23 protein-coding genes and 1 tRNA gene are annotated in these 23,199 nt (G+C 60.1%); 7 read left to right on the top strand and 17 right to left on the bottom strand.

What is annotated here, in order from left to right:
- The first annotated feature begins 180 nt into the window (after window positions 1-180).
- Window positions 181-1,104, top strand: a complete 924-nt coding sequence (locus HMPREF2698_RS03635) for a methylenetetrahydrofolate reductase (protein ID WP_070562153.1) — start codon at window positions 181-183, stop codon at window positions 1,102-1,104.
- Entirely contained in the window at window positions 1,101-3,365 is a 2,265-nt protein-coding gene (gene metE, locus HMPREF2698_RS03630) for a 5-methyltetrahydropteroyltriglutamate--homocysteine S-methyltransferase (protein WP_070562150.1), read from the top strand. Before HMPREF2698_RS03635 ends, metE begins: the two co-directional genes overlap by 4 nt.
- A gap of 27 nt (window positions 3,366-3,392) precedes the next feature.
- Here the strand turns inward: metE and HMPREF2698_RS03625 are convergent, their stop codons facing one another.
- Entirely contained in the window at window positions 3,393-4,031 is a 639-nt protein-coding gene (locus tag HMPREF2698_RS03625; protein WP_070562147.1) for an HAD family hydrolase, read from the bottom strand.
- Window positions 4,032-4,100: 69 nt separating this feature from the next.
- Between HMPREF2698_RS03625 and HMPREF2698_RS03620 the strand changes: the two genes are divergently transcribed.
- Together HMPREF2698_RS03620 and HMPREF2698_RS03615 are read left to right on the top strand one after the other, a co-directional pair.
- On the top strand, window positions 4,101-4,631 hold the full coding sequence (locus HMPREF2698_RS03620) for a peptidylprolyl isomerase (RefSeq protein ID WP_039672975.1): 531 nt from the start codon (window positions 4,101-4,103) through the stop codon (window positions 4,629-4,631).
- A gap of 71 nt (window positions 4,632-4,702) precedes the next feature.
- Window positions 4,703-5,347: a rhomboid family intramembrane serine protease gene (locus HMPREF2698_RS03615; protein ID WP_070562144.1), complete on the top strand. Its 645-nt coding sequence runs from the start codon at window positions 4,703-4,705 to the stop codon at window positions 5,345-5,347.
- Window positions 5,348-5,657: 310 nt separating this feature from the next.
- On the opposite strand, the gene HMPREF2698_RS03610 is transcribed toward HMPREF2698_RS03615, so the two are convergent.
- From HMPREF2698_RS03610 to HMPREF2698_RS03540, 15 genes are all read right to left on the bottom strand, one after another.
- Entirely contained in the window at window positions 5,658-6,296 is a 639-nt protein-coding gene (locus HMPREF2698_RS03610) for a response regulator (RefSeq protein WP_070562142.1), read from the bottom strand.
- Entirely contained in the window at window positions 6,293-7,426 is a 1,134-nt protein-coding gene (locus tag HMPREF2698_RS03605; RefSeq protein ID WP_168162978.1) for a histidine kinase, read from the bottom strand. Before HMPREF2698_RS03605 ends, HMPREF2698_RS03610 begins: the two co-directional genes overlap by 4 nt.
- Window positions 7,427-7,436: 10 nt before the next feature.
- Window positions 7,437-8,264, bottom strand: a complete 828-nt coding sequence (locus HMPREF2698_RS03600) for a hypothetical protein (protein WP_070562136.1) — start codon at window positions 8,262-8,264, stop codon at window positions 7,437-7,439.
- A gap of 2 nt (window positions 8,265-8,266) precedes the next feature.
- The gene (locus HMPREF2698_RS03595) at window positions 8,267-8,926 is read right to left on the bottom strand and encodes an ABC transporter ATP-binding protein (protein ID WP_070562171.1); all 660 of its coding nucleotides are present in this window, start codon (window positions 8,924-8,926) and stop codon (window positions 8,267-8,269) included.
- Window positions 8,927-9,035: 109 nt separating this feature from the next.
- Window positions 9,036-9,689: a response regulator transcription factor gene (locus tag HMPREF2698_RS03590; protein ID WP_070523264.1), complete on the bottom strand. Its 654-nt coding sequence runs from the start codon at window positions 9,687-9,689 to the stop codon at window positions 9,036-9,038.
- Window positions 9,690-9,698: 9 nt separating this feature from the next.
- Window positions 9,699-9,908: a hypothetical protein gene (locus HMPREF2698_RS03585; RefSeq protein WP_070533549.1), complete on the bottom strand. Its 210-nt coding sequence runs from the start codon at window positions 9,906-9,908 to the stop codon at window positions 9,699-9,701.
- A gap of 48 nt (window positions 9,909-9,956) precedes the next feature.
- Window positions 9,957-11,033 (bottom strand): sensor histidine kinase, encoded by a 1,077-nt coding sequence (locus HMPREF2698_RS03580; RefSeq protein WP_070533547.1) that lies wholly within the window; start codon window positions 11,031-11,033, stop codon window positions 9,957-9,959.
- Window positions 11,034-11,048: 15 nt separating this feature from the next.
- Window positions 11,049-11,324, bottom strand: a complete 276-nt coding sequence (gene crgA, locus HMPREF2698_RS03575; protein WP_070533546.1) for a cell division protein CrgA — start codon at window positions 11,322-11,324, stop codon at window positions 11,049-11,051.
- 68 nt (window positions 11,325-11,392) lie between these two features.
- Window positions 11,393-13,333, bottom strand: a complete 1,941-nt coding sequence (gene pknB, locus HMPREF2698_RS03570) for a Stk1 family PASTA domain-containing Ser/Thr kinase (protein ID WP_070533544.1) — start codon at window positions 13,331-13,333, stop codon at window positions 11,393-11,395.
- 6 nt (window positions 13,334-13,339) lie between these two features.
- Window positions 13,340-14,752, bottom strand: a complete 1,413-nt coding sequence (locus HMPREF2698_RS03565; RefSeq protein WP_070533542.1) for a serine/threonine-protein kinase — start codon at window positions 14,750-14,752, stop codon at window positions 13,340-13,342.
- Window positions 14,752-16,182 carry a penicillin-binding transpeptidase domain-containing protein gene (locus HMPREF2698_RS03560; protein WP_070533540.1) on the bottom strand — a complete coding sequence of 477 codons (1,431 nt, stop codon included), beginning with the start codon at window positions 16,180-16,182 and terminating at the stop codon, window positions 14,752-14,754. Before HMPREF2698_RS03560 ends, HMPREF2698_RS03565 begins: the two co-directional genes overlap by 1 nt.
- On the bottom strand, window positions 16,179-17,531 hold the full coding sequence (locus tag HMPREF2698_RS03555; RefSeq protein WP_070533538.1) for an FtsW/RodA/SpoVE family cell cycle protein: 1,353 nt from the start codon (window positions 17,529-17,531) through the stop codon (window positions 16,179-16,181). Before HMPREF2698_RS03555 ends, HMPREF2698_RS03560 begins: the two co-directional genes overlap by 4 nt.
- A complete protein-coding gene (locus HMPREF2698_RS03550; protein ID WP_070523235.1) occupies window positions 17,532-18,866 on the bottom strand; it encodes a PP2C family protein-serine/threonine phosphatase in 1,335 nt (444 codons plus the stop codon).
- Window positions 18,863-19,315: an FHA domain-containing protein FhaB/FipA gene (locus HMPREF2698_RS03545; protein ID WP_070523232.1), complete on the bottom strand. Its 453-nt coding sequence runs from the start codon at window positions 19,313-19,315 to the stop codon at window positions 18,863-18,865. Before HMPREF2698_RS03545 ends, HMPREF2698_RS03550 begins: the two co-directional genes overlap by 4 nt.
- A gap of 45 nt (window positions 19,316-19,360) precedes the next feature.
- Window positions 19,361-20,185: a DUF3662 and FHA domain-containing protein gene (locus HMPREF2698_RS03540; protein WP_070444456.1), complete on the bottom strand. Its 825-nt coding sequence runs from the start codon at window positions 20,183-20,185 to the stop codon at window positions 19,361-19,363.
- 190 nt (window positions 20,186-20,375) lie between these two features.
- On the opposite strand from HMPREF2698_RS03540, the gene HMPREF2698_RS03535 reads away from it, so the two are divergent.
- Window positions 20,376-20,460: transfer RNA gene (locus HMPREF2698_RS03535), tRNA-Leu, on the top strand.
- 525 nt (window positions 20,461-20,985) lie between these two features.
- On the opposite strand, the gene HMPREF2698_RS03530 is transcribed toward HMPREF2698_RS03535, so the two are convergent.
- Window positions 20,986-21,351, bottom strand: a complete 366-nt coding sequence (locus HMPREF2698_RS03530) for a VOC family protein (RefSeq protein WP_070562134.1) — start codon at window positions 21,349-21,351, stop codon at window positions 20,986-20,988.
- A gap of 73 nt (window positions 21,352-21,424) precedes the next feature.
- On the opposite strand from HMPREF2698_RS03530, the gene HMPREF2698_RS03525 reads away from it, so the two are divergent.
- Together HMPREF2698_RS03525 and HMPREF2698_RS13730 are read left to right on the top strand one after the other, a co-directional pair.
- Window positions 21,425-22,435: a helix-turn-helix transcriptional regulator gene (locus tag HMPREF2698_RS03525; protein WP_198530986.1), complete on the top strand. Its 1,011-nt coding sequence runs from the start codon at window positions 21,425-21,427 to the stop codon at window positions 22,433-22,435.
- A 399-nt stretch (window positions 22,436-22,834) separates the two neighbouring features.
- Window positions 22,835-22,993 carry a hypothetical protein gene (locus HMPREF2698_RS13730; RefSeq protein ID WP_158014593.1) on the top strand — a complete coding sequence of 53 codons (159 nt, stop codon included), beginning with the start codon at window positions 22,835-22,837 and terminating at the stop codon, window positions 22,991-22,993.
- Window positions 22,994-23,199 lie beyond the last annotated feature (206 nt).

Below are 23,199 nucleotides of genomic sequence, written 5' to 3'. Positions count from 1 at the left end.
AGACAGCTTTGTACGGAACAGTGGCCTTTTTATTCACCACAGGTTTGGGCAACGGTGCAGCTGGCTGGGTTGGAAAGGTATGACCATTTCCTAAATGCTTTCGCTCAAAATGGACAGCTTGGTACGTTTTCCACCAACAGCACAGATGACCGACCACGATAACCTGCAGAGGAGGTGAGCATGTCCCCGCGACTCTCCGCATCCGCGCCACTAGACCAAATCAGCGAAGATACGCCTAAGCGACCACAGCGCACCGCTCTCTCCTTCGAGGTGATCCCACCGCGCCACGATGCGGACGCCAAAAAGATTGACCGTTTGCTCGACACGCTTGCCGCATATAACCCCGATTACATCGCCGTCACCAGCTCCCAGCGCTCCGGGTGGCTGGAGGGAACCGCGGCCTTCATTGAGAAGATTTCGCGCGATACCGCGATGCGTCCCCTGGCGCACCTGGCTTGTACTGCCGGCACGGAGGAAGAGCTCGTTGGCTGGATCGACACGCTCGTCGACGCCGGCGTGCGCGGCCTCCTCGCGCTTCGCGGCGACCTGCCCGAGGGCGGGATGCCCGAAGGCCACTTGCCGCACGCCGACTCCCTCGTCCGGCTCATCCGCCGCTGGGAATCCGCCCGCGTGGCGCGCTTGGCCGCTGGGCGCTTGGCCGTGGGCGTGGCTTGCTACCCCAACGGTCACGCCGAGTCCGCCACGGCGGACGAGGACATCGACGTTCTCCTGGCCAAGCAACGCCTCGGCGCTGACTTCGCCATCACCCAGCTCTTCTTTGACGCGGAGGATTACGTCCGCTTCGCCCAACGCGCCCGGCTGGCGGGCGTGCGCATTCCGCTCATCCCCGGGATCATGCCGATGACTAGCCGTGCTCGGGTGGAGCGAATGTGCCAGCTGTCCGGGCTGGACGGGCCACCGCAGGTGCTCGATCAGCTCGCGGCAGCGACCTCCCCCGAGGAAGAGAAAGAAATCGGGATGCAGCTTACGGCCTCCCTGGCGAAATCGGTGATGAACGCCGGCGCCGACGGGCTGCACATCTACACGCATAACAATCCAGACATTACGACTGACCTGCTACATCGAATTGGAGTTACCCCATGACCGCACCATTTCCCAAGGCAACGATTGAGGGCTATCCCCGCGTAGGTGCCCATCGTGAGCTTAAGCGCGCGCTGGAGTCCTACTGGTCCGGCAAGATTGATGCCGAGACCTTCGAATCCGCCGCGCACTCCCTGCGCCTCGATACCTACGCCCGCCTCAAGGAGCTGGGTCTCACTGAGGATTACGCCATCCCGGCGGACGTTGCGTACTACGACCACGTCCTCGAGACCGCGCTGACCGTGGGCGCTGCCCAGGGCGAGAGCCTCGATGACGAATTCACCTTGGCCCGCGGCAACAAGGACACCGCGCCGCTGGAGATGACCAAGTGGTTCGACACCAACTACCACTACATCGTCCCTGAAATCAGCGATGACCAGACCTTTAGTGCCCGCCCCCAGCGCGTGCTCAAGATCGTCGAGGAGGCTCGCGCCGCAGGCCACACCGTGCGCCCGGTCCTCGTTGGCCCCGTGACCCTGCTGGCCCTGTCCAAGCAGGCTGAGGGCGCCACCAAGCAGCCGCTCGACCGCCTCGATGAGCTCGTGGACTCCTACCTCACCGTGCTGGAGCAGCTTGCCGACGCCAACGTGGAGTGGCTCCAGCTCGTTGAGCCGGCCCTGGTCGCTGACCTCGCCGCGGCTGACGACGCCACCCTCGCCGCCGCGCTCAAGAGCTCTTATGGCCGCATCCTCGGCGCGAAGAAGCGACCGCAGGTCTACCTGACCACGCCCTATGGTTCCCTCAATGCTGGCCTCGACGCCATCGCTGAGCTCAAGCCGGAAGCGGTCCAGGTGGATCTCTCGGTGGGCACCTTGGCGCTGGACAATTCCTACCTCGAGCGCGTCGCCAAGCTTGCCGAAGCCACCCACCTCGCCGCCGGCCTTGTCGACGGCCGCAACGTCTGGGCCGCCAACCTGCGCGACCTGCGCGAAAAGCTCGAGACCCTGGGCGAAGGCGTCACCGTAACCACCTCCGTCTCCCTGCAGCACGTCCCGCACACCGTCGAGGCGGAGACCTCCCTGCCGGTCGACGTTGCCACCTGGTTCGCCTTCGCCGACGAGAAGGTCCGCGAGGTCGTGGCACTCGCCGCCGGCCCGCTCGACGCCCCGGAGGCATACGCGCAGGCCGACCGCGCCGTGCGCACCCGCGCCGAGTCCTCACGTATCCACAATCAGGCCGTGCAGGAGCGCACCGCGCAGCTGCCGGAGGGCCAGGTCCAGCGCCAGCCGGAGTTCGCGGAGCGCAACAAGGCACAGGAGGCCCTCGGCCTGCCGCAGCTGCCGACCACCACCATCGGTTCCTTCCCGCAGACCTCTGAGATCCGCGCCGCCCGCGCCGCGCACCGCAAGGGCGAGCTCTCCGACGCCGACTACACCGAGGCCCTGCGCAACGAGGTGAAGTCCGTCATCGAGCTGCAGGAGCGCTTGGGCCTCGACGTCCTGGTCCACGGCGAGCCGGAGCGCAACGACATGGTGCAGTACTTCGCCGAGCTTCTCGACGGCTTCGTCGTCACCGAGAACGGTTGGGTTCAGTCCTACGGATCCCGCTGCACCCGTCCGCCAATCGTGGTTGGTGACATCTTTCGCCCGAAGGCCATGACCACCGAGTGGGCGAAGTTCGCGCAGTCCCTGTCCGAGAAGCACGTCAAGGGCATGCTCACCGGCCCGGTGACCATCCTGGCCTGGTCCTTCGTGCGCGATGACGTCCACCAGTCCGTCTCCGCCGACCAGCTCGGCGTGGCGCTGGCCGACGAAGTCCGTGACCTCGAAGAGGCCGGCATCGACATCATCCAGATCGATGAGCCCGCCCTGCGTGAGTTGTTGCCGCTGCGCGAGAAGGACCGCAAGGCTTACCTCGACTGGGCGGTGCGCTCCTTCCGAGTGGTTTCCTTGCAGGCGAAGCCTGAAACCCAGATCCACACGCACCTTTGCTACTCGGAGTTTGGCCAGATCATCGACGCCGTCGCCGGCCTCGACGCCGACGTCACCTCCATCGAAGCTGCCCGCTCCCGCATGGAGCTGCTCGAGGATATCGATGAGAAGTTCCACTCCGAGATTGGCCCGGGCATCTACGACATCCACTCCCCGCGCATCCCGTCCGTGGCGGAGATGGCCGAGCTTATCCGCGCGGCACTCAAGAACGTGCCGGTCGAGCGCCTGTGGGTCAACCCGGACTGCGGCCTGAAGACCCGCGGCTACGAGGAGACCGAGGCCTCCCTGCGCAACCTGGTCCTCGCCCGTGACGAGGTCCGCGCCAGCCTCTAGGGGTTTAAATCTTTGGATTTAAACCTTTTAAAAGTGGTCCATCGCCGTCAGCTCACTGAGCGCGGCGATGTCTCCGTTTCCGGCCCTATCGAAGTGCAGTGCCTTGAGCCCCGCTGCACGTGCACCCTCGACGTCATTAGCCACCGAATCACCAATCATGAGCGTGGAGCCAGGCTCTACCTCTAGGCGCCGACAAGCCTCGAGGTAGGCCTCTCGGTGCGGTTTTGGCTTAGCCATTTCCACGGTGGGAAAGAGCTCAACGCCTGGCAGGTCGAGCCCGCCCGCCCGTAGTTTTGCCTCCTGCATGTCCCGCGCACCGTTCGTCAGAATGCCGACCTTGAGGCCCAGGGATAGGACGTGCTGGAGGGCGGGGAGGGCGTCGCCAAGCGCCTGCCAGTGCTTTTCATACGCGGCCAAATACTTGGCATATTCCGCCAGCGCCTCCTGCTCCGTCATCTCTGGACGGCCCAAGAATTCGCGGCAGCGCTCCACGCGCTGGCCCTGGTGGGTGACCTCGCCGCGCTCGTAGGCGGCGAACCACTTGCGCTCGATCTCCGCGAAGCGCTCATGGTGCCCGCCCGGCAGCCACTCCTCGACGGCCGCATGCATCGCGGCGGTGTGGTCCATGAGGGTGTCATCGAGATCGAAGAGAACGGCGCGAATCATGCTTGCAACCCTACGCAGATCGCTGACAGCGTCGCGGCGGAACAACGAAATGGTGGAAATTTCCATACAATGGCTGGCATGACTCAGAAGACCGCAACTGCAACGATGCACACCAACTACGGTGACATTGTTATCGACCTGTTCGGTAACCACGCACCGGTAACCGTTGAGAACTTCATCGGCCTGGCTAAGGGCGAGAAGGACTACACCACCCAGAACGCCAAGGGCGAGCAGTCCGGCCCGTTCTACGATGGCGCTATTTTCCACCGCGTCATCGACCAGTTCATGATCCAGGGCGGCGACCCGACCGGCACCGGCCGTGGCGGCCCCGGCTACCAGTTCCAGGATGAGTTCCACCCGGAGCTGCAGTTTGACCGCCCGTTCCTGCTGGCCATGGCGAATGCCGGCCCGGGCACCAACGGCTCCCAATTCTTCATCACCGTGGCGCCGACCCCGCACCTGAACAACCACCACACCATCTTCGGTGAGGTCACCGACGCGGCTTCCCAGGAAGTCGTGTCCAAGATTGCGAAGGTCTCCACCGACCGCATGGACCGTCCGGCTGAGGACGTTGTCATCGAGTCCATCGAGATCGCCTAAGCGTTCTTAGCTTTTCATCTGAGCCCGCTGCCACGTGATGTGGTGGCGGGCTCGTTGTTTTAGGAGTCTGCGTGAAGAACTATCTGAAATCAGCACCGGCCACCCTGGTGCTTATGGTGCTGTGCATCGGTGCCTGGTGTGCCGCGGCCATTCAAGGCTCATCCCTCTCCGCGCCCTACTATCGCAGCATGCTGGCCCAAGACTGGACGCTGTGGGGCCCTGAAGTGTCCGAGCACCCCACAACTGTCATTACCGCGGGCTTTATGCACCTCGACGCCGGGCACCTCTTGGTCAACATGGTGATGCTGTTCTTTGTGGGTAGGGAAGTAGAACGCGCCCTGGGCAGCGCGCTGTACGTGGCGGCCTATCTCATCTCCATTGTTGGCTCTTCCGCCGCAGTGCTGTGGATGGATTTCGGCACACCCACGGTGGGTGCCTCCGGCGCTCTCTTTGCGCTCATGGGTCTACTCATTGGTGTGTACCGCAGCCGCGGTCTTGATCTGCGCGCGCCCATCGTCTTGGTCGTAGCAAACGTTGCCTACAGCTTTGTGGCGGAGAACGTCTCCGTGTGGGGGCACTTGGGCGGTTTGCTCACAGGACTGCTGTTGGCGCCATTCCTCTTTCGCCAACGTGCGTGGCTGCGTTGGCTGGGGATTTGGATTATCGGGGTGATAGCTGCTGTTGCAGCGGCGCTGCGAGCTGGGCTTTGGGGATAACTCGGGCGTGTTATCCACCAAAACCTCTGTGCGAAAGAATTCCACATAAGTTATCCACATTGTGGATAACTACATTTTTGTAATTTACCGAACGTGTGGGCCAAGATAACCGCAGATCAGCAGCGTATTAGGTTGTGTTCGAAGTTTTTGTGCGGGCTGTGGGAAGCGTGAAAACACTTATCCACAGGGTGTGGAGAAAGGCTGTGGAATTCGTTCTCCACAGAGTTATCCCCACCCTGTGGATAACTTTGTACCCAAGGTGTTAACAGTGCTCCGGCTGCGAGGTGGTGTTGGGAACTGCGCCCCCTCGTTAGCTCACCACTCCTGCGCGAAAGGCCCAGATCACGAGCTGTACTCGCGAACTAGCTCCAACTTTGGCCATCGCAGATGACAAATGAGTCTTGACCGTAGAGGGCTCCAAATACAGCTCGCGCCCGATTTCGATGTTGGTCAATCCTTTGCCCAGGGCCCGTACGCAATCGAGTTCGCGCGGCGTGAGTAGGGCTGAATCTACCGTGGCCCGCGCTTTCCGCCGACCAAATTCCGCAATCACCCTTTTAGTAACCGCAGCGTCGACCATGCCTTCACCTGAGGCCGCGTGTTTGACGCCTTGGATGAGGTCGATCATTGGGGAGTCTTTCAGCATGACGCCACAGGCACCGGCTTCGAGGGCACCAAAGACGTATTCGTCTAGGTCAAAGGTGGTGATCACGATGACTGCTGGGGGATTGTCTTGCTTGTTAATCTCCGTGGTTGCATAGATCCCGTCCCCGTCAGGCATGCGGATATCGAGGCACACCACATCAATGTCGCGAGCCTTTGCAGCTGCTATCGCCTCATTCCCGGAAGCTGCCTCAGCCACAACTTTGATCTCACCGGTGGCCTCGAAGATTGCCTTTAATCCCTGTCTGATCAGAGGTTGGTCATCAACTAACAAGACTCGAATCATGGCTTCCTCCAGGTAATGAGCACCAGCCAACCATCTTCGGTAGGTTCATTGAAAGCGGTTGCACCGACAGCTCGGGCGCGCTCTTGGATGCTGATGGTGCCACGGCCCGTGGGGCTATGTGTGAAAGTGCCGCGGGTGATTATCCGCAGTTCATCATCGCTCAGCATGACATCAACAGGCGCGCCTGTTGCATGCTTGCGGGCATTTGTCAGAGCTTCTTGGGTGATTCGATAAGCCGCGATCAACTCGCCCTCCGACAAGTGGGAGGTGTCCGAAAACGTTACTGCCTGCCCTAGAGCGCGAACCTCCGAAATTAGCGCAGACAGATTTGTCGGCTGAGGGATGCGGTGTATTTCGGCATCGGAAACCGAAAGCTTGCTAACGGTCGCGCGGACATCCTGGAGTGCCTTCGTCGTCGACGAGGTCACGTGTTGGAGATGCTCTTTGGCAGCGGTGGGGTTGACATCGATGCATGCCTGTGCGGCTTGAGCTTGGATGGCGATGGCTGAGAGGTGATGGGCGGTGGTGTCGTGAAGCTCCCGCGCAATGCGGGCGCGCTCTTCGACAATGGCGTTTTCCTCAGCGAGTTCTGCTTGGCGGGCGAGGGATGCGGTGAGCTCACGGTTATTGCGGACAGCGAGTCCAATAGCAAAGAACACTATGAGGGGGAGCAGCCAGCCCAAGGCTGTGAGCAGAGTAAAAAGCGGAGGCTCGATTCCTCCCAGCGGTGGCATGGCAATGGCGCGGAGGGTGCCGACAATGAGACCCGAGATAATGAGGGAAATAGAGTCGCGAGTTTTTGACTTCGTGTGCAGCGCTAGCGAAAACGCAGCCACCGAGGCAGCGATACCGTTGTAGCCGAGGCTGTGGTCTGCGGTGACGAGACAGTAGAGGGACCACAGAAGCTCAGTAGCAGAAATCCCGAGTAGGACGCTTAAGGGAAATTTACGGCGCCAAAGCAGGAGGATGCCTTTGGCAATGATGGCAACAAGAATCAGCCAGAACTGCGCTGGAGACAATGCGGTATTGAAGGGGGTTGGTTCCATCGAGCTAGCCACTAGGAACCCAACGAGGTCAAGGGATAGAACGATGACAGCGAGAGCGATGTCTCTGGCTGAAAGGCGATTCATGAAGTCCATGTTAAAGATTTGCCCGGTAAAAGCGGGTGAGCCCAAGTCCCATGCTCACAACCGACCAGCCGGCAAGTACAGCAATACCTACCCATGGATTCATAGTTTGCGTTGCCCCCTGTCCACCAGCAATTGACACAGCAGAAGAAGGAAGCCAACTGTAAAGATACGGTTCCCACCCGGCCATGACGCCGATAGTTCCCAAGATCACTCCTGCCATTAACACTGCGACAATAACCCCGATGGCTGGACCGATCCTCCGTATGGCTAATACGACACCGATGATCGCGAGGGTCAGTAGTAGCACGGCCAAGCTGCCTCGCAGCCACACGACAGCGACATTAGAAGCAGAAGCAACCAGAGAAACATCATTCATCGGAGCCGCAACCAGTGCGATCAGTGAGTTAAGAACACACGCTGCCACGCATACTAGGAGGACGGTATTCAGCACCGCCACGATCAAAGAACTCGCCCATTTCATACGCGAACCAGCGCCAACCACCTTCCACACCACTGCACCGCTGGAAAATGGGTAGCTAGCTGCAGTGATTGTGAGTGCAACAATGGCGATGAGGAAGATTGAAATGCCTGTGGACTGGCCAGAACCTGTGATATCGAGGGCGGCCAATTGGAAACTGGACGTCGTGGGGTCGGAGCCGTCGATAAGCGCCTGCACCTGTTGGCCTGTTGGACTGTCACCGACTTGTGGCGGGTCAATTTTCAAAAGGAACGGAAGTGCCCACTGCAGGACAGCGCTGATGCCCGCCATCATAACTGCGAGTATCGCGACGATCAGCACGTTCGGGAGGTGACGAAGGGTATAAAGCTCGGATTTCATGTCTAGCCTTTCGTAGCGTGGGCGAAGTAGGCGGCTTCAAGGTCAGGGATTTCACTGAGAACGCCTGTGAATGTGGTGTGACCACGAGAAATGATGACTACGTCGTGGGCGACTGCGGCCGCTTCAGCCAGATGATGGGTTGCCATGATAATTGCCTTCCCACGGGAAGCTTCCGCACACAAGACTTCGCCCAGCCAACGAATGCCGTCAGGATCAAGACCAGAGGACGGCTCGTCCAAGATGATGATGTCGGGATCTTGTAACAGAGCTCCCGCTAGCGCTATACGCCGTTTCATGCCTAACGAGTAAGTTTTGAGCTGCCGGTCGCAGCGGTGCGACATATCGACAAGCTCTAAAACCTCTTGCACTCGATACTTATCGACGCCATATAGCCTCGCCATTGCTTGAAGATGCTGACGCCCAGTGAGACTGGTAACGAGGCCGCCATCGTCGAGGAGCAGCCCGATGGTGCCATTGATGTGCTTCGTTCCGGTGGCTTTCACCAAGCCGAGGGCAGCCCGGAGCGTGGTGGATTTGCCGGCGCCGTTTGGACCAAGCAAAGCGATGATCCGTCCGGGCGATGCCGTGAGGTTCGCGCCGTGGACAACCTCATGTCCGGCGAAGGAGACGGTGATGTCTCGAGCAGTGAATACGGTGTTCATACCTCTGACGATATTGATCAGGGGCATGAGAAACATCGCCTAAGCAGGCAATCTTTTGCCTCCGCCATTTGGGGGAGAAGCCCGTTAATCGAGCAGAGTTGAGTCGGGCCTAAGAGCCAGCGCCGCCCAGAATCTTGGCCACCAGGTTCAGGCGCGTGCTGGCGCCGAAGATGGTGATGAGGCGTGAGACATGCTTCTTCACGGCGGATTCGGAATAGTGGGTGGCGGCAGCGATCTCAGAATTGGAGTTGCCGGCGAGGAGGAGTTTGAGGACGGCAATTTCGGCGTCGTGAAGCTCGTGGCTCTCAATGGCGGCGGCGACGGGATCGCGTGGGGTGGCGGGTTCCCCAATGTAGTCCACCAAACGGTGCATGGCGGCGGGTGCCACGACGGTGCCGCCCTCCACGGCGGCGCGGACCGCTTCGATGATGGAGCGCGGGCGCTGGTTCTTCAAGATATAGCCCGCGCCGCCCGCCCGCAGGATCTTCAGCATCGTGTCATCCGAGTCGAAGGCGGTGACGGCCAAAAACGTCGGTGGATTTGGCGCGGAGTTAAGGTGCTTGAGCAGCGTAATGCCGTCCATGTGCGGCATGTGAATATCGGCGAGGACGAGGTCCGGCTTGGCTTCTTCAAGCTGGGCTAAGCAATCGGCGCCGTTAGTTGCCTCACCGACCACCGTGATGTCCTCGGTGGTCTGGAAGTAGACGCGGAGCGTCGAGCGAACGAGCTCATCATCATCAACGAGGAAAACCCGAATGCTCATGGGAACAGTTTAGCCGCACCACCAGAGCTGGGGGCTGTTGGAGCAACGGAAGTGGTCAGCGAATTCGCCCGCGAAAGACTTGTAGAAGGTGAATCCGGTGGACTCAGTGTTCTCAGTAGCGGTGTCAACGGTGGTGTCAGCAGGAGCCTCAGCGGCGCTGGCGATTGGTGCGGAAAACAGCGCGAGTGCTGCGGCGGCAACGGCGAGGGAAGTACGCATGTCAAACCTTTTTAAATTTAAGAAACGGCGGACTACCGGGAAAGCTTACTATATTTTTCTGAGGCTGGCGGTGGGAAGAGAAAGGCGTGTGACCCAGTGCTCGCCTTCTTTGCCGCTGCCGAAGCTGCCGTGCATTCGACGAACGCGGCGGGCGATTTCACCCAAGCCCAGATTCGTCGTCATGTATTGGCGTGATTGCTGAGCCGCAATCACGGAAGTGATCACCACGTCGATGGTCTTGGAGGTGCTTGTTGCCTCGATGCTTACACGGGATTCAGGGCGAGCGTACTTGAGGATGTTGATGGCGAGCTCAGAGAACACGAGCGATAGCTTTTCCGGCAGTGCAAGCTGGCCATTCTTGCCCACTGTTATCTGCGGTTCGCACTGAAAACCATGACTGCTCAGGAAGCTGACCATAGTGTCGAGGTCTTCCTCCAAGGACTTGACCCCCTTCGTCACGCTTTCGTTCTTCATCACGCGCAATAGATCGCGCACCTCGCCCATGGCGCGGCGGGCGTCGTCAGCAATTGCCTCTGCGGAGTCGGCCGCTGAGGGATCCGTTTGGGTCAGCGCTAGGGTCTCAGAACGCATAACCACGGAGGTTAAGGTCGCGGCTACCGAATCATGGAGGGCTGTCATAAGCGCCTCGCGCTCTTCTGCGGCGCGTTGCTCAGCGGCAAGACGCTGGTCCCAGGTCCTGCGCAGTACGGCCCCAATGACGATGGCCACCGCATACAAGACGAGCGGTATCGACAGGCTTAACGGATCGAAAACAGGCAGATAGTTTATCGAAGGATCCGTCGTGACGATGTAGGTGTACGCCACCGCTGGGGGAACCGCCCACAGCCAGCGCGTGCGAAACGCCACGATGCCGACGATGACGGGGCTCCACGCCAGGAGCAGGAATGACCGCCAATCGGAAAACCACATCGCCAGCGCAAAAAGCGCACCGTACCCGCAGGCCGCCACGCGTGGGTAGCGGACGGCCAGCGGCGTCAGGGTGACGCCGAGGCCAGCGAGGACGAGTGCGCCGGGGGTGAGGAAGTTTTTATCCACCGTGACGGTGAGCATCACCAAAATGATGCAGCCGACGCCGGCGATGCTATAGAACTTCGAGGAGTTCATCGGCGGCGCTGAAAGCTAACGCCAACCCATCGTCATCAGGAGACCGATGATGGCCAAGCCGAAGCCGATGCCGTAGTTCCACGGCCCCAGTGCCTGCATGAACGGAATGGACTCGCCCGCCAGGTAGTTCACCACGAGCCAGAGCAGGCCGATGAGCATGAGGCCCAGCATGATGGCGATGTACCACTTCGGGGTGCCCTCAGAGTTGATCTTGACCGGGGTGCGGTTAGTAGCAGAGCTGGAGGACTGCGGGAGTGCGGAGCCCTCCGTCGTGATCTTGGACTTTGGCATTATTACACCTTCACGAAGAATAGGGGTGGTTAATCTGTGGGATACCTTAGCAGCTGCGGTACTGAGAGCTACTGCGGCAGCAACGCTGCCGGGTCAAACTCCCAGAAACGGACCTGGATGGTCTGATCCTTGCGGATGACATCGCCGCGGCTTGCCGACGCCCACCCAATCTTGTTGCTGTCGATCGGGTTCGACGTCGGGATGCGCTCGCCTACCTCCAAGGAGCCGGACCAGCCCTTGGCGCGCAGCGCGGATTCAGCTTCCTGCTGCGTGGAGTGCACAAGCTCCGGTGCCTGGATGAGCATCGCGTTAGAGACCTCCAGCGTAACAGGGCTGCCCTTCGGAAGCTTTTGGCCCTTCTCGACGACCTTGAGCACCTGGTTTTCCGGCAGCTCAGAATCCACCGAATTCACGGTGACATCAAAGTCCATGGAGGACAGCATCTCAACCGCGCGATCGCGGTCCATGCCGCTGACGTCCGGAACGCTGACTTCCTTCTGGCCCTTGGACACCGTTATGCGGACCTTCGAACCCTTGGACAGCTGCGCGCCGCCCGCTGGGTTCTGGGAAATGATCTCGCCCGCGGGGGCTTCATCATTCACCTGCTCCACGTCGCTATTCAGCTCCAGGCCGGCTTCCTCCAGCGCAGTGGTGGCTTCATCCAGCTTCATGCCGGTGAGGTCTGGGACCTCGGTGACTTCCTTGCCGGAAGACACAGTCAACGTGACTGACGAATTCTTCTGCAGCTCCGAACCTTCCGCCGGGTTGACCCGGATAACCTTGCCACGCGGCACATCGGGGCTGGGCTCTTCGTTGACGGTTACCAACAAGCCAAGCTTCTCCAGCTCCGCCACCACTTCATTGCGTGGGCGGTTGGCCACCTTCGGGATCGTGACCATGCCAGAGCGTTTGGCCGCCTCGTGCTGCGCCTGTTCGCGCTCGCGGGCCTCCTGGCGGGAGCTGTCCCAGAAATCCCAGGCAAAATAGCCAATGATGGCCACGAGGGAGGCGGCGAGCAACGCCGCCAGCCACTTGAGACCGGATCCAGATTCCTCATCGTCGGAGGGGCGGGTGGAGGCCACCGGCGCGCGGTGTTGCGCGGACACGGGTGCCACCATCGTGGTGGGGTGATCCTCGTCGTTGACGTGAGAGCGCGCCGCTTCGGGCAGCTGGCCCTGGGATAAGCGTTCGAGGTCATCGCCCATCTCCCACGCGGACTGGTAGCGGTCCGCTGGGTGCTTGGCCATCGCCGTGAGCACAACGGCGTCAACGCCGAGTCGCTGCCGTTCCGTGAGGTCCGCAGTGATGAAGTCCGACGGCGGTGTTGGTTCCTCTTGCACGTGCTGATAGGCCACCGCAAACGGTGTCTCACCTTCAAAGGGAGTGCGCCCGGTGACCGTTTCATACATGACGCAGCCCAGGGCGTAGACGTCGGAGCGGGCGTCGGCAGGCTTGCCCCGCGCTTGTTCCGGGGAAAGATACTGCGCGGTGCCGATGACGGCGGAGGTCTGCGTCATCGCGGACGTGGAATCATCCAGCGCGCGGGCGATGCCGAAGTCCATGACCTTCACCTGGCCGGTGTTGGTGAGCATGATGTTGGCCGGCTTGATGTCGCGGTGGATGATGCCTGCCTCGTGGGAAGACTGAAGGGCATCCGCTACCGGCTTCAGCACGCGCGCGGCTTCTTCCACCGGCATGGGGCCATCCTCACGGACAATGTCGCGCAGGGTGCGCCCCTGCACGTATTCCATGACGATGTAGGGCACCATCAGGCCGTCGATGTCTTTTTCACCCGTGTCGAAGACAGCGACGATGTTCGGGTGGTTGAGCTTGCCGGAGTTCTGGGCCTCGCGGCGGAAGCGCTCACGGAAATTAACATCGCGCGCCATGTCGGGGCGCAGCATCTTGATGGCAACGGTGCGCCCCAAGACGGTGTCCTCGGCCTCGTAGACCTCGGACATACCGCCGGTGCCGATGGACTGGCGGAGGTGGTACCGATCACTGACCATGGTGGGTTACTGGCCTCCCTGTAGTGCGGATTCTTCGGTGGGGTTGTTCTGTGAGTCTAGTTCGGGCTCGAGCGTTGGGCTGTCATTGACCTGTGGCTGCGTCTCCTCCACGGGGAGGGTGGGCAGTTCCTCATGGGTCGTGTGGTGTGTGGTCACGGAAGGGGAAGGGATGACAGAGTGCGTCGTTGTGACGGTGACTTGAGTAGGTTCCTCTTCCACGGTGGTGATCTCGACGGTCTCGGGGCTTTCCGGTTCCTCTTCCACCGTCGTCTCTGGCTCTACCGTTTCGGTCACGATGACCTCGGTGGGCGGAGGCGGCGGAGTTGGAGAGGTGTTACCCCACAGCCTATAGGCCATGAAGCCAATAGCCACGAGGGCGGCGATGGCCACGGCGATGAGCAGCCCAGTGCCGAAGCCCCCCTGCTTGGCAGGGCGCTCTTCAGACTGCGGTGTGGAAACGGCCGGACGCACCGTGGTGGGGTGCGCCATGTTGGCCAGCATCTCCGTGGAGGCGGAAGGCGAGGGTTCGGCTGCGATAGGCGCGAGCGCCGCGGACTTCGGCTGAGGCGGGCGCTGGCCTTGGCGCACGGCAGCAATCGCGTTGGTGAACTCGTTGCCGTCGGCGAAGCGGGTGCCCGGGTCCTTGCGCAGGGCCATGCCGATCAGTTCACGGGTGGGCGCGCTAATCGACGTCGACAAGGGCTCCGGCGCCTGACTGATGTGCGCCAGCGCCACCGATACCGAGGAATCGCCGCTGAAGGGGCGCTTACCAGCCAGCATTTCATAGCCCACGACGCCGAGCGAATAGACGTCAGAGGTCGGGCCGACTTCATATCCCTGGGCTTGCTCGGGGGAGACGTATTGGGCGGTGCCGACGACCATTCCCGTGCGGGTCAGCGGCACCGCGGCGGCGGCCTTGGCGATACCAAAATCGGTGATCTTGACTTGCCCATTTTGGGTAATCATGAGGTTGCCGGGCTTGATATCGCGGTGCACGAGGCCCATGTGGTGGATCACGGAGAGGCCGTGGGAGGCCTGCTCCATGACGTCGAGGGCCAGCGTTTCCGGCAGTGCGCCTTCGCGGGCTAAGAGATCCGCCAGGGATTCTCCGCGAATGTACTCCAAGGCCATGTAGCAGAAGATGCGGCCGTTATCCTCGAGCTCCCGGTAGTCGTACGTAGCTACGACGTTTTCGGAATCGATGGATTCTGCGGCCTTGGCCTCGTTGCGGAAGCGCGAGAGGAACTCGTTGTTATCGGAGAACTCTGGGCGCAGGACCTTGAGGGCGACCTCGCGGTCATTGCGGACGTCGTCCGCCAGCCACACCGTGGACATGCCGCCGTGGCCGACTATCCACTGCAGCTGGTAGTCCTCGCCGATGAGTGCTTGTAGGTGTTCCTTATTATCAGCGCTGTTCACTACTGCTCACCTCCGTATGCGCGCAGGATGGCGCGGCCGATGGGCGCGGAGACTTGGCCGCCGTAGGCATTCTGGCCTAGGTGCCCGCCGTCCTTGACCACGACGCCTACCGCGATGTCCTTGTCCGGATCGAAAGCCACGTACCACGCGTGCGGGGCAAGGCCCTCGCCGTGCTCGGCGGTACCGGTTTTCGAGGCGAAACCGTTCCCGTCATAGCCATAGGTGCTGTGCTCGGAGGCAAACATGAGGTCCTTGATGGTGTTGGCCGTCTCTTCGCTGACGGCTTCGGCAGCCTGGCGTGGCTGGGTGGAGCGCAGCTCATTCATCTGGGCATCGGTGATGCGGTTGATCAGGTAAGGCTCCATGCGCTTGCCCTGGTTAGCGATGGTCCCGGCCATGATAGCCGCCTGCAGGGCGGACATGGTCACGTCGCGCTGGCCGATGGAGGATTGGGCGACTTGGGCGCCGTCGCCAAGCTCGCCCAGCGCACCAGCGGAAGTCTCCACACCGAGCGAGTACTTCTCACCCACGCCGAAGCCCTCCGCATACTTGCGCAACTCATCGGCGCCGATGCTCTCTGACATCTGCGCAAAAGCCGTGTTGCAGGACAGCGCGAAGGCCGTATGTAGGGTGACGCTCTCTGCGCCGCCGCAGGCTCGGTTGCCGTCGTTGGTCAGCTCCGTGACGGAATCGGGCAGCGTGATGGAGGCGGCGCCGGTCAACGTGGAGTTCGGGTTGAAACCGTTATTGAGGCCGGCGGCGGTGGTGATGATCTTAAAAATCGAGCCCGGGGGCAGGGTGTCCTGCGCAGCGTGGTTAACCAGCGGCGTGCCTTCTTGATTCTGCAACTGTTCCCACCGTTCGCTGGCGTTGTCACCGAGCAGGTCGGAGACGTTGAAACTAGGGGTGGAGGCCATGGCCAGAATCTTGCCCGTCGAGGGCTGGATGGCCACGGCTGCGCCGTTATAGCCGGGCCCGGCTAGCTGGTCGTAGGCGGCTTGCTGCAGTGCGGGATCGATGGTGACCTCGACGTTCGCTCCCATCTGGGGTTTTCCGGAGAGCGTGTCGAGCCAATTGCGCGCCAGCAGCGAATCATCCTTGCCGTTGAGGATGTCATTCTGGGATGCCTCCAGCTGGGAGGCGCCGAAGCGCTCCGAAAGGTAGCCGGTGATGTTGGCGAAGGCGGGGGAATCGGCAGGGTAGGAGCGGGAGTAGTTTCCCTCGGCGTCGGCAGTGGACTGCGCTAAAACCGTGTCGCCAGCGAAAATCTGGCCGCGCGGGGTCGTGCGCATCTCCAAGAAACCGCGAACGTTCTTGGGGTTATGGGCGTATTTGTCGTCGGAGAACGCCTGGATCACGGTGAGGTTCACCAGGAGCACGGCGGTAAGGATGAGGGCAAAGAGGGAAACGAGGCGGATCGATCTGTTCATCGGCTTGCCTCCTGGACGGCTGGGAATAGGGACGTGTCAGTGGGCGCGTTCGAGGTCTGCTCGCGCGCCGGGCGGCGCGCCGCATTGGAGATTCTCAGAAGGATGGCCAGCAGCATGTAATTGGCCATGAGCGAAGAACCACCCGCGGACATGAAAGGCGTGGTCAGACCAGTCATGGGCAGCAGCGCGGAGATGCCGCCGGTGACGACGAAGACTTGCACGGCCAAGGTGAGCGCGAGGCCAGAGGCGACCAGTTTGCCATAGGTATCGCGGCAGGTCAGCGCGGTACGGAATCCGCGCGAGACCAGCATGGCAAAGAGAATGAGCACGGCGGCGAGGCCGATGAGGCCGAATTCCTCACCAATCCCGGCCAGGATGAAGTCCGAGTGCGCTACCGGAACCATGTCCGGGTGGCCCTGGCCCAAGCCGGATCCGGTAATGCCGCCGGAGGACATACCGAACAGAGCTTGGGAAAGCTGGTAGCCGGTGGAGTCATAATTGCCCAACGGATCCAAGAAGTTGGAGAAGCGCTGCTGGATCTTGTCCGAAACCTGGTAGATGCTGAAGCCACCGACCCCCACGAGGATGACGCCGATGAGCAACCAGCTCACGCGGTTGGTAGCCATAAAGAGCATGCCGAGCACGGTGCTAAACAGCAGCAGGGCGGGACCGAAGTCATTGGAAATGCCCATGATGATAATCGCGATGCCCCAGATCACCAGGATGGGAGCCAGATCTCGCAGGCGTGGCAGAGAAATGCCGAGGAACTTGTAGCCGGCCACCGTGAACAGCGAGCGCTTCTGGGTAAGCAGCATGGCGAAGAACAGGATCAGCAAGATCTTGGAGAACTCGCCCGGCTGGATAGAAAATGGCCCCAGCCACAGCCAGATGCGAGCGTCCACGCCCGGCGGTTGCGGCCACACGAGGGGCAAGGCGAGAAGGATCAGGCCGAGCGCGCCCAAGATATAGGAGTACCTGGTCAGTGAGCGGTGATCGCGTAGGAGAATGAGCACCAGCGCGAAGAGGATGAGGCCGACGATGGTCCACATCACCTGTCGCACCGCCAGCCCGCCGCCATTCGCCAGGTCGAGGCGCTTCAACAGAATGAGCCCGGTGCCGTTGAGCACCGCGACGATGGGAAGCATGAGCTGATCCGCGTAGGGCGCGAGGAAGCAGAGCACCAAGTGAGCGACGGCGAAGACGCCGATGAATCCACCGATGAGGTAGAGGACATCGAGGGTCAGCACGTTGCCCTGCGACAACTCGAGGCTGACCAGGGTGATGGCGAAGACCACGGTGGCGAGCACGAGCAGGCCGAACTCGGTGCCGCGGGAAAAGAACTTACTCATCTACTTCACCTCCCGGCAGTTTCCTTTGGATTCGCTCTTGGCATCTTTGTTTTTCTCGTCCTTCGACGCCTTCGGGCAGGGCTTGAGCGCCTTGTCCGAGAGCTGCGAAAGCTGTGTTTGCACCTCGTCATAGGAGCCGGAGGGCAGGTTGCCCACGGCAGCGCGTTCGGATTCGGGCAAATCCTTCAGCGCGAACGGTGCGAAATCACCGTCGCAGGCGCCGTGCCCCAGCTTGAGCGCATTGTCCTTGTTTAGGCACGCATTCTGATACGTGTGGTGTAGCGGGCGGCCGAAGATCTCATAGTCCGCGCCTTCTTGGATGGTGAGGACGCCTTCTTCATCGGCGGTCACGTAGTAGTTGCTGCCCAGGTAACTTTTCATCCAGAGGCCGCCGCTGATGACCAGCACGATGATGATGGCAAGGCACGCAATGACCTTCCACCCAATCCGGCTTCGCTGTGGCCGCCGCTGTGGTTCGTCCTGGGGCTTCTCCTCAGCGGCCTGCGCTTTTGGGGGCGAGATTAGCTTCGCGGCGCGGCTCGCGGAAGAATCGGGGTGCGTTGGTTCCGGGACGACGCCTTGGACGGCACCGACGGTGATTGGGGCTACGTCATCGCCCTCACCGTCCACGACCTCCGCCACCACGATGGTGACGTTGTCCGGGCCGCCGGAGCGCAGCGCTAGATCCCGCAGGGTGGTGGCGGCCTCTTCGACCGTGCCCTGCTTCAGAGCTTGCTCGATGGTAGAGGCCGTCACCGGATCCGACAGGCCGTCCGAACACAGCAGGAGGCGGTCGCCCGGTTCAGCATCGAGCGTAAAGAGCGTCGGCTCCACGGGCCGGCCGGTATAGGCCTTGAGGATCAGTGACTTCTGCGGGTGGGAGGAGACATCTGCCGGATCGAGCTTGCCCTCATCGACGAGGGACTGCACGTAGGTGTCATCCTTGGTGATCTGGGTCAGCTTGCCCTCGCGTAGCCGGTAGCCGCGGGAATCACCCACGTGGCACACGCCGAATTCGGATCCGTTAAAGAGCAGGGCGGTTAGCGTGGTGCCCATGCCCTCGGTCTCCGGGTGCTCGTCCACGTGCTCGCGGATCGCCGCATTGGCGTCCTCTGCTGCGGCCCCAAGGAGCGCCAGCATGTCATTATCGCCTGGATCGCGCTCGAGGGAGGCCATGTGCTCCACCATGGTGGTGGAAGCAACCTCGCCGGCTGCGTGGCCTCCCATGCCGTCGGCCAACATCAGCAGGTGCGGGCCCGCGTGGGCGGAGTCCTCGTTGTTTTCGCGGACCAGTCCGCGGTCCGTCACTGCAGTAAAAGTCAGGCTTAAAGTCATGCCATCAACCTCACGGTCGTTCGGCCAAGTTTGATATCGGAGCCGACTCCGACTCGTTCTGGCTGGTCAATGCGGACGCCACCAACGAAGGTGCCGTTGCGGGATTCGAGGTCCTCCACGAACCACTCGCTGCCCCGGCGGAACAAACGGGCGTGGTGACCGGAGGAGAAATCATCACCAGTGACAAAGTCACAGTCCTGTGCGCGGCCCATCGTACAGTCCTCAAGAGTGCCTAGCTCCATGTGGGAACCGCGCAGCGGCCCGTCCACGATGGTGATCTCACGCGGCGCTTCGCGACGCCTCTGGGCCCCCTTCACCGGGGCCGATGCCTGGTAGACGCCGGCGGCCTTATTGGCATCGCGACGCATGGCGTTGAGTGCGGCCAAGATGAACAGCCACAGCAACACCAGCAGGCCGATGCGCAGCGAGAGCAGCACGATCGAATCCATGGAAAGTCCTTACGCTAAAAAATCTGGAAAAGTTGCTGAGGCGGCTTAGTAGCCTTGGTTCTCAAGGCCGGTGATGCGCACCTCGATGTGGGAGTGGCCGAGGGTGATCACGTCGCCGTCGGCAAGCAGCCAGTTCTCAATCGGGGTGTCGTTCACGGTGGTGCCGTTCGTGGATTGCAGGTCCACCAGCACGGCGTCCTGGCCGTTCCAGGTGATCTCCGCGTGCTGGCGGGATACACCGGTATCGGGCAGGCGCAGGTCCGCGTCATTGCTGCGGCCCAGGATGTTGGAGCCCTCCTGCACGTGGTAGACGCGGGAGGAGCCGTCCTGCAGCATGAGTGTTACCGCTGGGCCCTGCGGCGCCGGCTGGTTCGGGGTGGGCGCCATAAAGGCGGTGGTTGCGGCCTCATCGGCGTTGTGCGGCTGGGTCATAGAGTCCTCCTGACCATGGTCGTGGTGGAAAATCGCATCAAATCCGGTTTCTTCGGTGGGCTCGTGATCCAAAAAGGAGGACACGCGCAACTGCCCAGTCCGCAGTCCCGACTCCTCCGCGATGCGTACGATGACCGGCCCGGCGAGGGACCAGCCACTGTTACGGATGAAGCGGGTGAGCTGATCAGCTAGATCCTTGGGAACACCCCGGTCTTGGGAGAGGTTCTCGATATCTTTGGAGGATACGCCGACGGTCATGACGTTGGGGCTATACAGCTTGCCATCATCACCGCGGGACAAATTGTCCTGCGCCTCCTGCTTGAGAAGCTCCTCAATCTCAGCGGGGACGACCTTGCCGCCGAAGACAAAGGCCATGCCGTTGTCCAGTCCGCGTTGCAGGGAAGAATCCAGCTTGGCGAGCTTATCTAGCAATGCCATTGGAAGGGCCGTCCTCCTTTCGGGATGTTTTCAGGGAGAGATATAGCAGCGATCAGTATAGGGTGCTTTCCTTGACTTAACGTAGACGCGCGCGGCAAAGTTCCCTGGAAAGTTCAGGTTTGCCAGCGGATTTGTAGATTCGCTGGGGCTGCGTGCTAAAGTTAGCTAGTCGCCAAGACATCAATACCCTGCCCGGGTGGCGGAATTGGCAGACGCGCTGGCTTCAGGTGCCAGTGTCCTTATAGGACGTGCGGGTTCAAGTCCCGCCCCGGGCACGCTGAGCAGTTGAACAAACTGCGACACCGGAGGTAACAAACTCGAAAGGGTTCGTGACCTCCGGTTTCTTTCTTTTTCTGAACTTTGGCGGTCGAGGATTGCAAGTGTGGGGATTTACATCCTAAATCCCGCCCGCGCCGGTCGACACGTCTTTCGAATTTTGTTTTCGATGGTGTCAACAAGTCATCTTGATCTGACACCCTTCTTTTGAGTTTCGGTTTATTGTGTAGGCAGTCAGTCCGAGGCTTGATGTTTGCTTAGGTTTGGTTGGCAGGGTCGAGAGGATAATAGTTTTATTGCATGATCTCGATCTCGTAGTTCGATTTGGGGCCGGGCCATTACTTTCGGTGGATCTCTGCTGCGCCCATAGGCCAAGCAGTTTTAGGGGTTCGTTGTACGGGAAAGCTGGTGTGCCTAAACCATCCTTGACTTGAGATCCTACTTAGGGGCACTTGGAATCCTCCAACTGAGGTGGTTCCCGGGGCGTTGGAGGATTTCCTAGTCGTTGAATCCTGATCTAGGAGTTAATCGACTGGGCTGACGCGGATAAGGTTTCCATCAGGGTCGGCAACAACGAAGGTGCGGCCGAAGACATCATCGTAGGGTGGCTGCACAATTTGGACTCCTTTTGATTTCCATAGACGGTATGTCTCATCGATGCGGCTTGCCGGTCCATCCAGCATCAAACCTATTTCGCTCGTTCGCGGTGTTTGTTTCTCCATGTGGGTGTTATGGCCGGTCCACACAGCAAACAGGACATCCTTTGAAATTTCGAATGCTACATATCGAGGACTGATGAACGATGGCTGCATATCGAATAAGTCGCTGTAGAAGGCAGTCGAGATCTCTGTATCGGAGACATAGGCTAGGAAAAGATTGGGGGTTGGCATTGCCATTCTCCTTTCGGTGAGTGGTGTTGTTTACGTGGACGCAGTGCATTCGAGCAAACAAACCTGACAAGGAGTGTCATATTCCGGAAAATATTGTGGTTCCAGCGATAATTACGGCATGAGATCGGCGCGCCTGTTGTCTATGCTCTTGCTATTGCAAACCCGAGGCCGTGCTACGGCTGCCGAGCTGGCTTCGCATTTTGAGGTTTCCCAGCGCACAATACTGCGTGACGTTGATGCACTCTCGGCCGCAGGAATACCTGTTTATACGGAGCAAGGTATGCATGGTGGGATTGTGCTCGATAGGCGCGCTCGATTGAACGCTTCTCGATTGGATCCGACTGAGATTCAGCTGATGAGGATTCTTGGCGTCGGGGCAGATTCACTCGCACACTTGGGGTTTGGCCAAGACATCGCCCTGCTGCAGAAGAAAATGAACGCAGTCTCATTCTCTAAAGCGTCCGATACTCATAATTTGGAAGAAAAGGTCCTACTTGATTCCAGTGGCTGGTTTAGCAATGAAACCCAAAACGACTTAGAAGAGTTGCTAGAGGCTGTACGGAAAGAAGCTCGAATTGAGGTGTCCTATCGCCGAAGCGGGGACAAGAAGCAACAACGTGCTGTGGCTGATCCTTATGGGCTTGTACACAAGGGTAGAAGTTGGTACTTGGTCGTTGATATCGATGGGGAACCAAGGATGTTGGCAGTCTCGCGTTTAGAAACCTTTCGCGTTTTAGGTCAAGCTGCTCAGCTTCGTCCAGGGCAAAGTTTGGCAAGGGTGTGGGCGCAGCTCGTTGAGCAATTAGAAGAAGACATGCCAGTTCGAATCACCGCACTTCTTCGAGCGACTCGGCTTGATATGGCATCTCGTATTTTGGGATCACGGCTTATCCATTATGAACCCGTGGACGAAAACTTTGTCCGTATCGTGGTGGGATATGCGGATATTCAGGGGGTAAGGCAATTGCTTCAGTTTGGGGACCACATCTGGGTCACCGATCCCCCGGAAGCAGTAAAAATCACTGCTGATCTAGCTAATGAACTTGCGAAACGACATAGTGGGACCACAAATCCTGAATCGTAGAAACCGAAGATGGGTACTGGGATGCCGTCGTAACAGGCCTGCTGAAAACGGTAAGAGGTGCGCTAACAATCTAGGAGCTCTCGTGGATCTTATGATTGGAGAAAAGTAAGTAACGATGGCTTTCGCTTCACTCGCAGGGTGGTGGAGTAAGGGCTTTGGAGGTTCAGAGCGCCTTCAAGGCGGGCGAGGGCCTCTTACCACTGGTGAAGCCGCAGCGTAGTGCGGGCATCTTAGCCGGTCTACAATCTTCCCACTTCACATTGAGGGTCTTTACCATGACGATTCTGTGTGATCTACCAAGGGTGTGAGAGCAGGTTTACATGTCACTCATGAGAATTCAGGTGAGCACGACTTAGAGGTTGAGGTACGCAAAATATTTCGGCCATAGTGTTGCGGATTATGCGCCCTTATCAGATTGTGGCCACTGAGCGCATTGTCACCAAGGTGCTAGCCGGTATCCACAACCACAAGTTGCTCGGCACGGTTAACGCTGGTGGCTATATTTGGCACACGACGGGATCAGGAAAACACAGACCTCGTTTAAGACGGCGCAGTTAGTAGCGCAGTATCACTTCACTTCCCCGAGGATTAATGCTGGCATGAGCAAAACGACCACAGCGACAAGGTGCGTCGTGGCTGCTGTTTCCCAGCGCTCGTGCGCGATAAAATGCTAAGAAGACCGAAATGGTAGCGGCGTGGTGAGTATCTGGTAGCGCCTGAGTGAGTACCTGGTAGCGGTGTCTTACTCAGGCGTTGTTGGTGGT

Source organism: Corynebacterium sp. HMSC072A02 (assembly GCF_001810085.1).
Taxonomy (GTDB): Bacteria; Actinomycetota; Actinomycetes; order Mycobacteriales; family Mycobacteriaceae; genus Corynebacterium; species Corynebacterium hesseae.
This window is presented reverse-complemented; position numbering and strand designations above follow the sequence as displayed.

Excerpts from the sequence above, each read along its gene's own strand:
- HMPREF2698_RS03635 (WP_070562153.1), top strand. The coding sequence starts at position 181 with ATGTCCCCGCGACTCTCCGCATCCGCGCCACTAGACCAAATCAGCGAA.
- metE (WP_070562150.1), top strand. The coding sequence starts at position 1,101 with ATGACCGCACCATTTCCCAAGGCAACGATTGAGGGCTATCCCCGCGTA.
- HMPREF2698_RS03625 (WP_070562147.1), bottom strand. The coding sequence starts at position 4,031 with ATGATTCGCGCCGTTCTCTTCGATCTCGATGACACCCTCATGGACCAC.
- HMPREF2698_RS03620 (WP_039672975.1), top strand. The coding sequence starts at position 4,101 with ATGGCTGGCATGACTCAGAAGACCGCAACTGCAACGATGCACACCAAC.
- HMPREF2698_RS03610 (WP_070562142.1), bottom strand. The coding sequence starts at position 6,296 with ATGATTCGAGTCTTGTTAGTTGATGACCAACCTCTGATCAGACAGGGA.
- HMPREF2698_RS03605 (WP_168162978.1), bottom strand. The coding sequence starts at position 7,426 with ATGAATCGCCTTTCAGCCAGAGACATCGCTCTCGCTGTCATCGTTCTA.
- HMPREF2698_RS03600 (WP_070562136.1), bottom strand. The coding sequence starts at position 8,264 with ATGAAATCCGAGCTTTATACCCTTCGTCACCTCCCGAACGTGCTGATC.
- HMPREF2698_RS03595 (WP_070562171.1), bottom strand. The coding sequence starts at position 8,926 with ATGAACACCGTATTCACTGCTCGAGACATCACCGTCTCCTTCGCCGGA.
- HMPREF2698_RS03590 (WP_070523264.1), bottom strand. The coding sequence starts at position 9,689 with ATGAGCATTCGGGTTTTCCTCGTTGATGATGATGAGCTCGTTCGCTCG.
- HMPREF2698_RS03585 (WP_070533549.1), bottom strand. The coding sequence starts at position 9,908 with ATGCGTACTTCCCTCGCCGTTGCCGCCGCAGCACTCGCGCTGTTTTCC.
- HMPREF2698_RS03580 (WP_070533547.1), bottom strand. The coding sequence starts at position 11,033 with ATGAACTCCTCGAAGTTCTATAGCATCGCCGGCGTCGGCTGCATCATT.
- crgA (WP_070533546.1), bottom strand. The coding sequence starts at position 11,324 with ATGCCAAAGTCCAAGATCACGACGGAGGGCTCCGCACTCCCGCAGTCC.
- pknB (WP_070533544.1), bottom strand. The coding sequence starts at position 13,333 with ATGGTCAGTGATCGGTACCACCTCCGCCAGTCCATCGGCACCGGCGGT.
- HMPREF2698_RS03560 (WP_070533540.1), bottom strand. The coding sequence starts at position 16,182 with ATGAACAGATCGATCCGCCTCGTTTCCCTCTTTGCCCTCATCCTTACC.
- HMPREF2698_RS03555 (WP_070533538.1), bottom strand. The coding sequence starts at position 17,531 with ATGAGTAAGTTCTTTTCCCGCGGCACCGAGTTCGGCCTGCTCGTGCTC.
- HMPREF2698_RS03550 (WP_070523235.1), bottom strand. The coding sequence starts at position 18,866 with ATGACTTTAAGCCTGACTTTTACTGCAGTGACGGACCGCGGACTGGTC.
- HMPREF2698_RS03545 (WP_070523232.1), bottom strand. The coding sequence starts at position 19,315 with ATGGATTCGATCGTGCTGCTCTCGCTGCGCATCGGCCTGCTGGTGTTG.
- HMPREF2698_RS03540 (WP_070444456.1), bottom strand. The coding sequence starts at position 20,185 with ATGGCATTGCTAGATAAGCTCGCCAAGCTGGATTCTTCCCTGCAACGC.
- HMPREF2698_RS03530 (WP_070562134.1), bottom strand. The coding sequence starts at position 21,351 with ATGCCAACCCCCAATCTTTTCCTAGCCTATGTCTCCGATACAGAGATC.
- HMPREF2698_RS13730 (WP_158014593.1), top strand. The coding sequence starts at position 22,835 with ATGCGCCCTTATCAGATTGTGGCCACTGAGCGCATTGTCACCAAGGTG.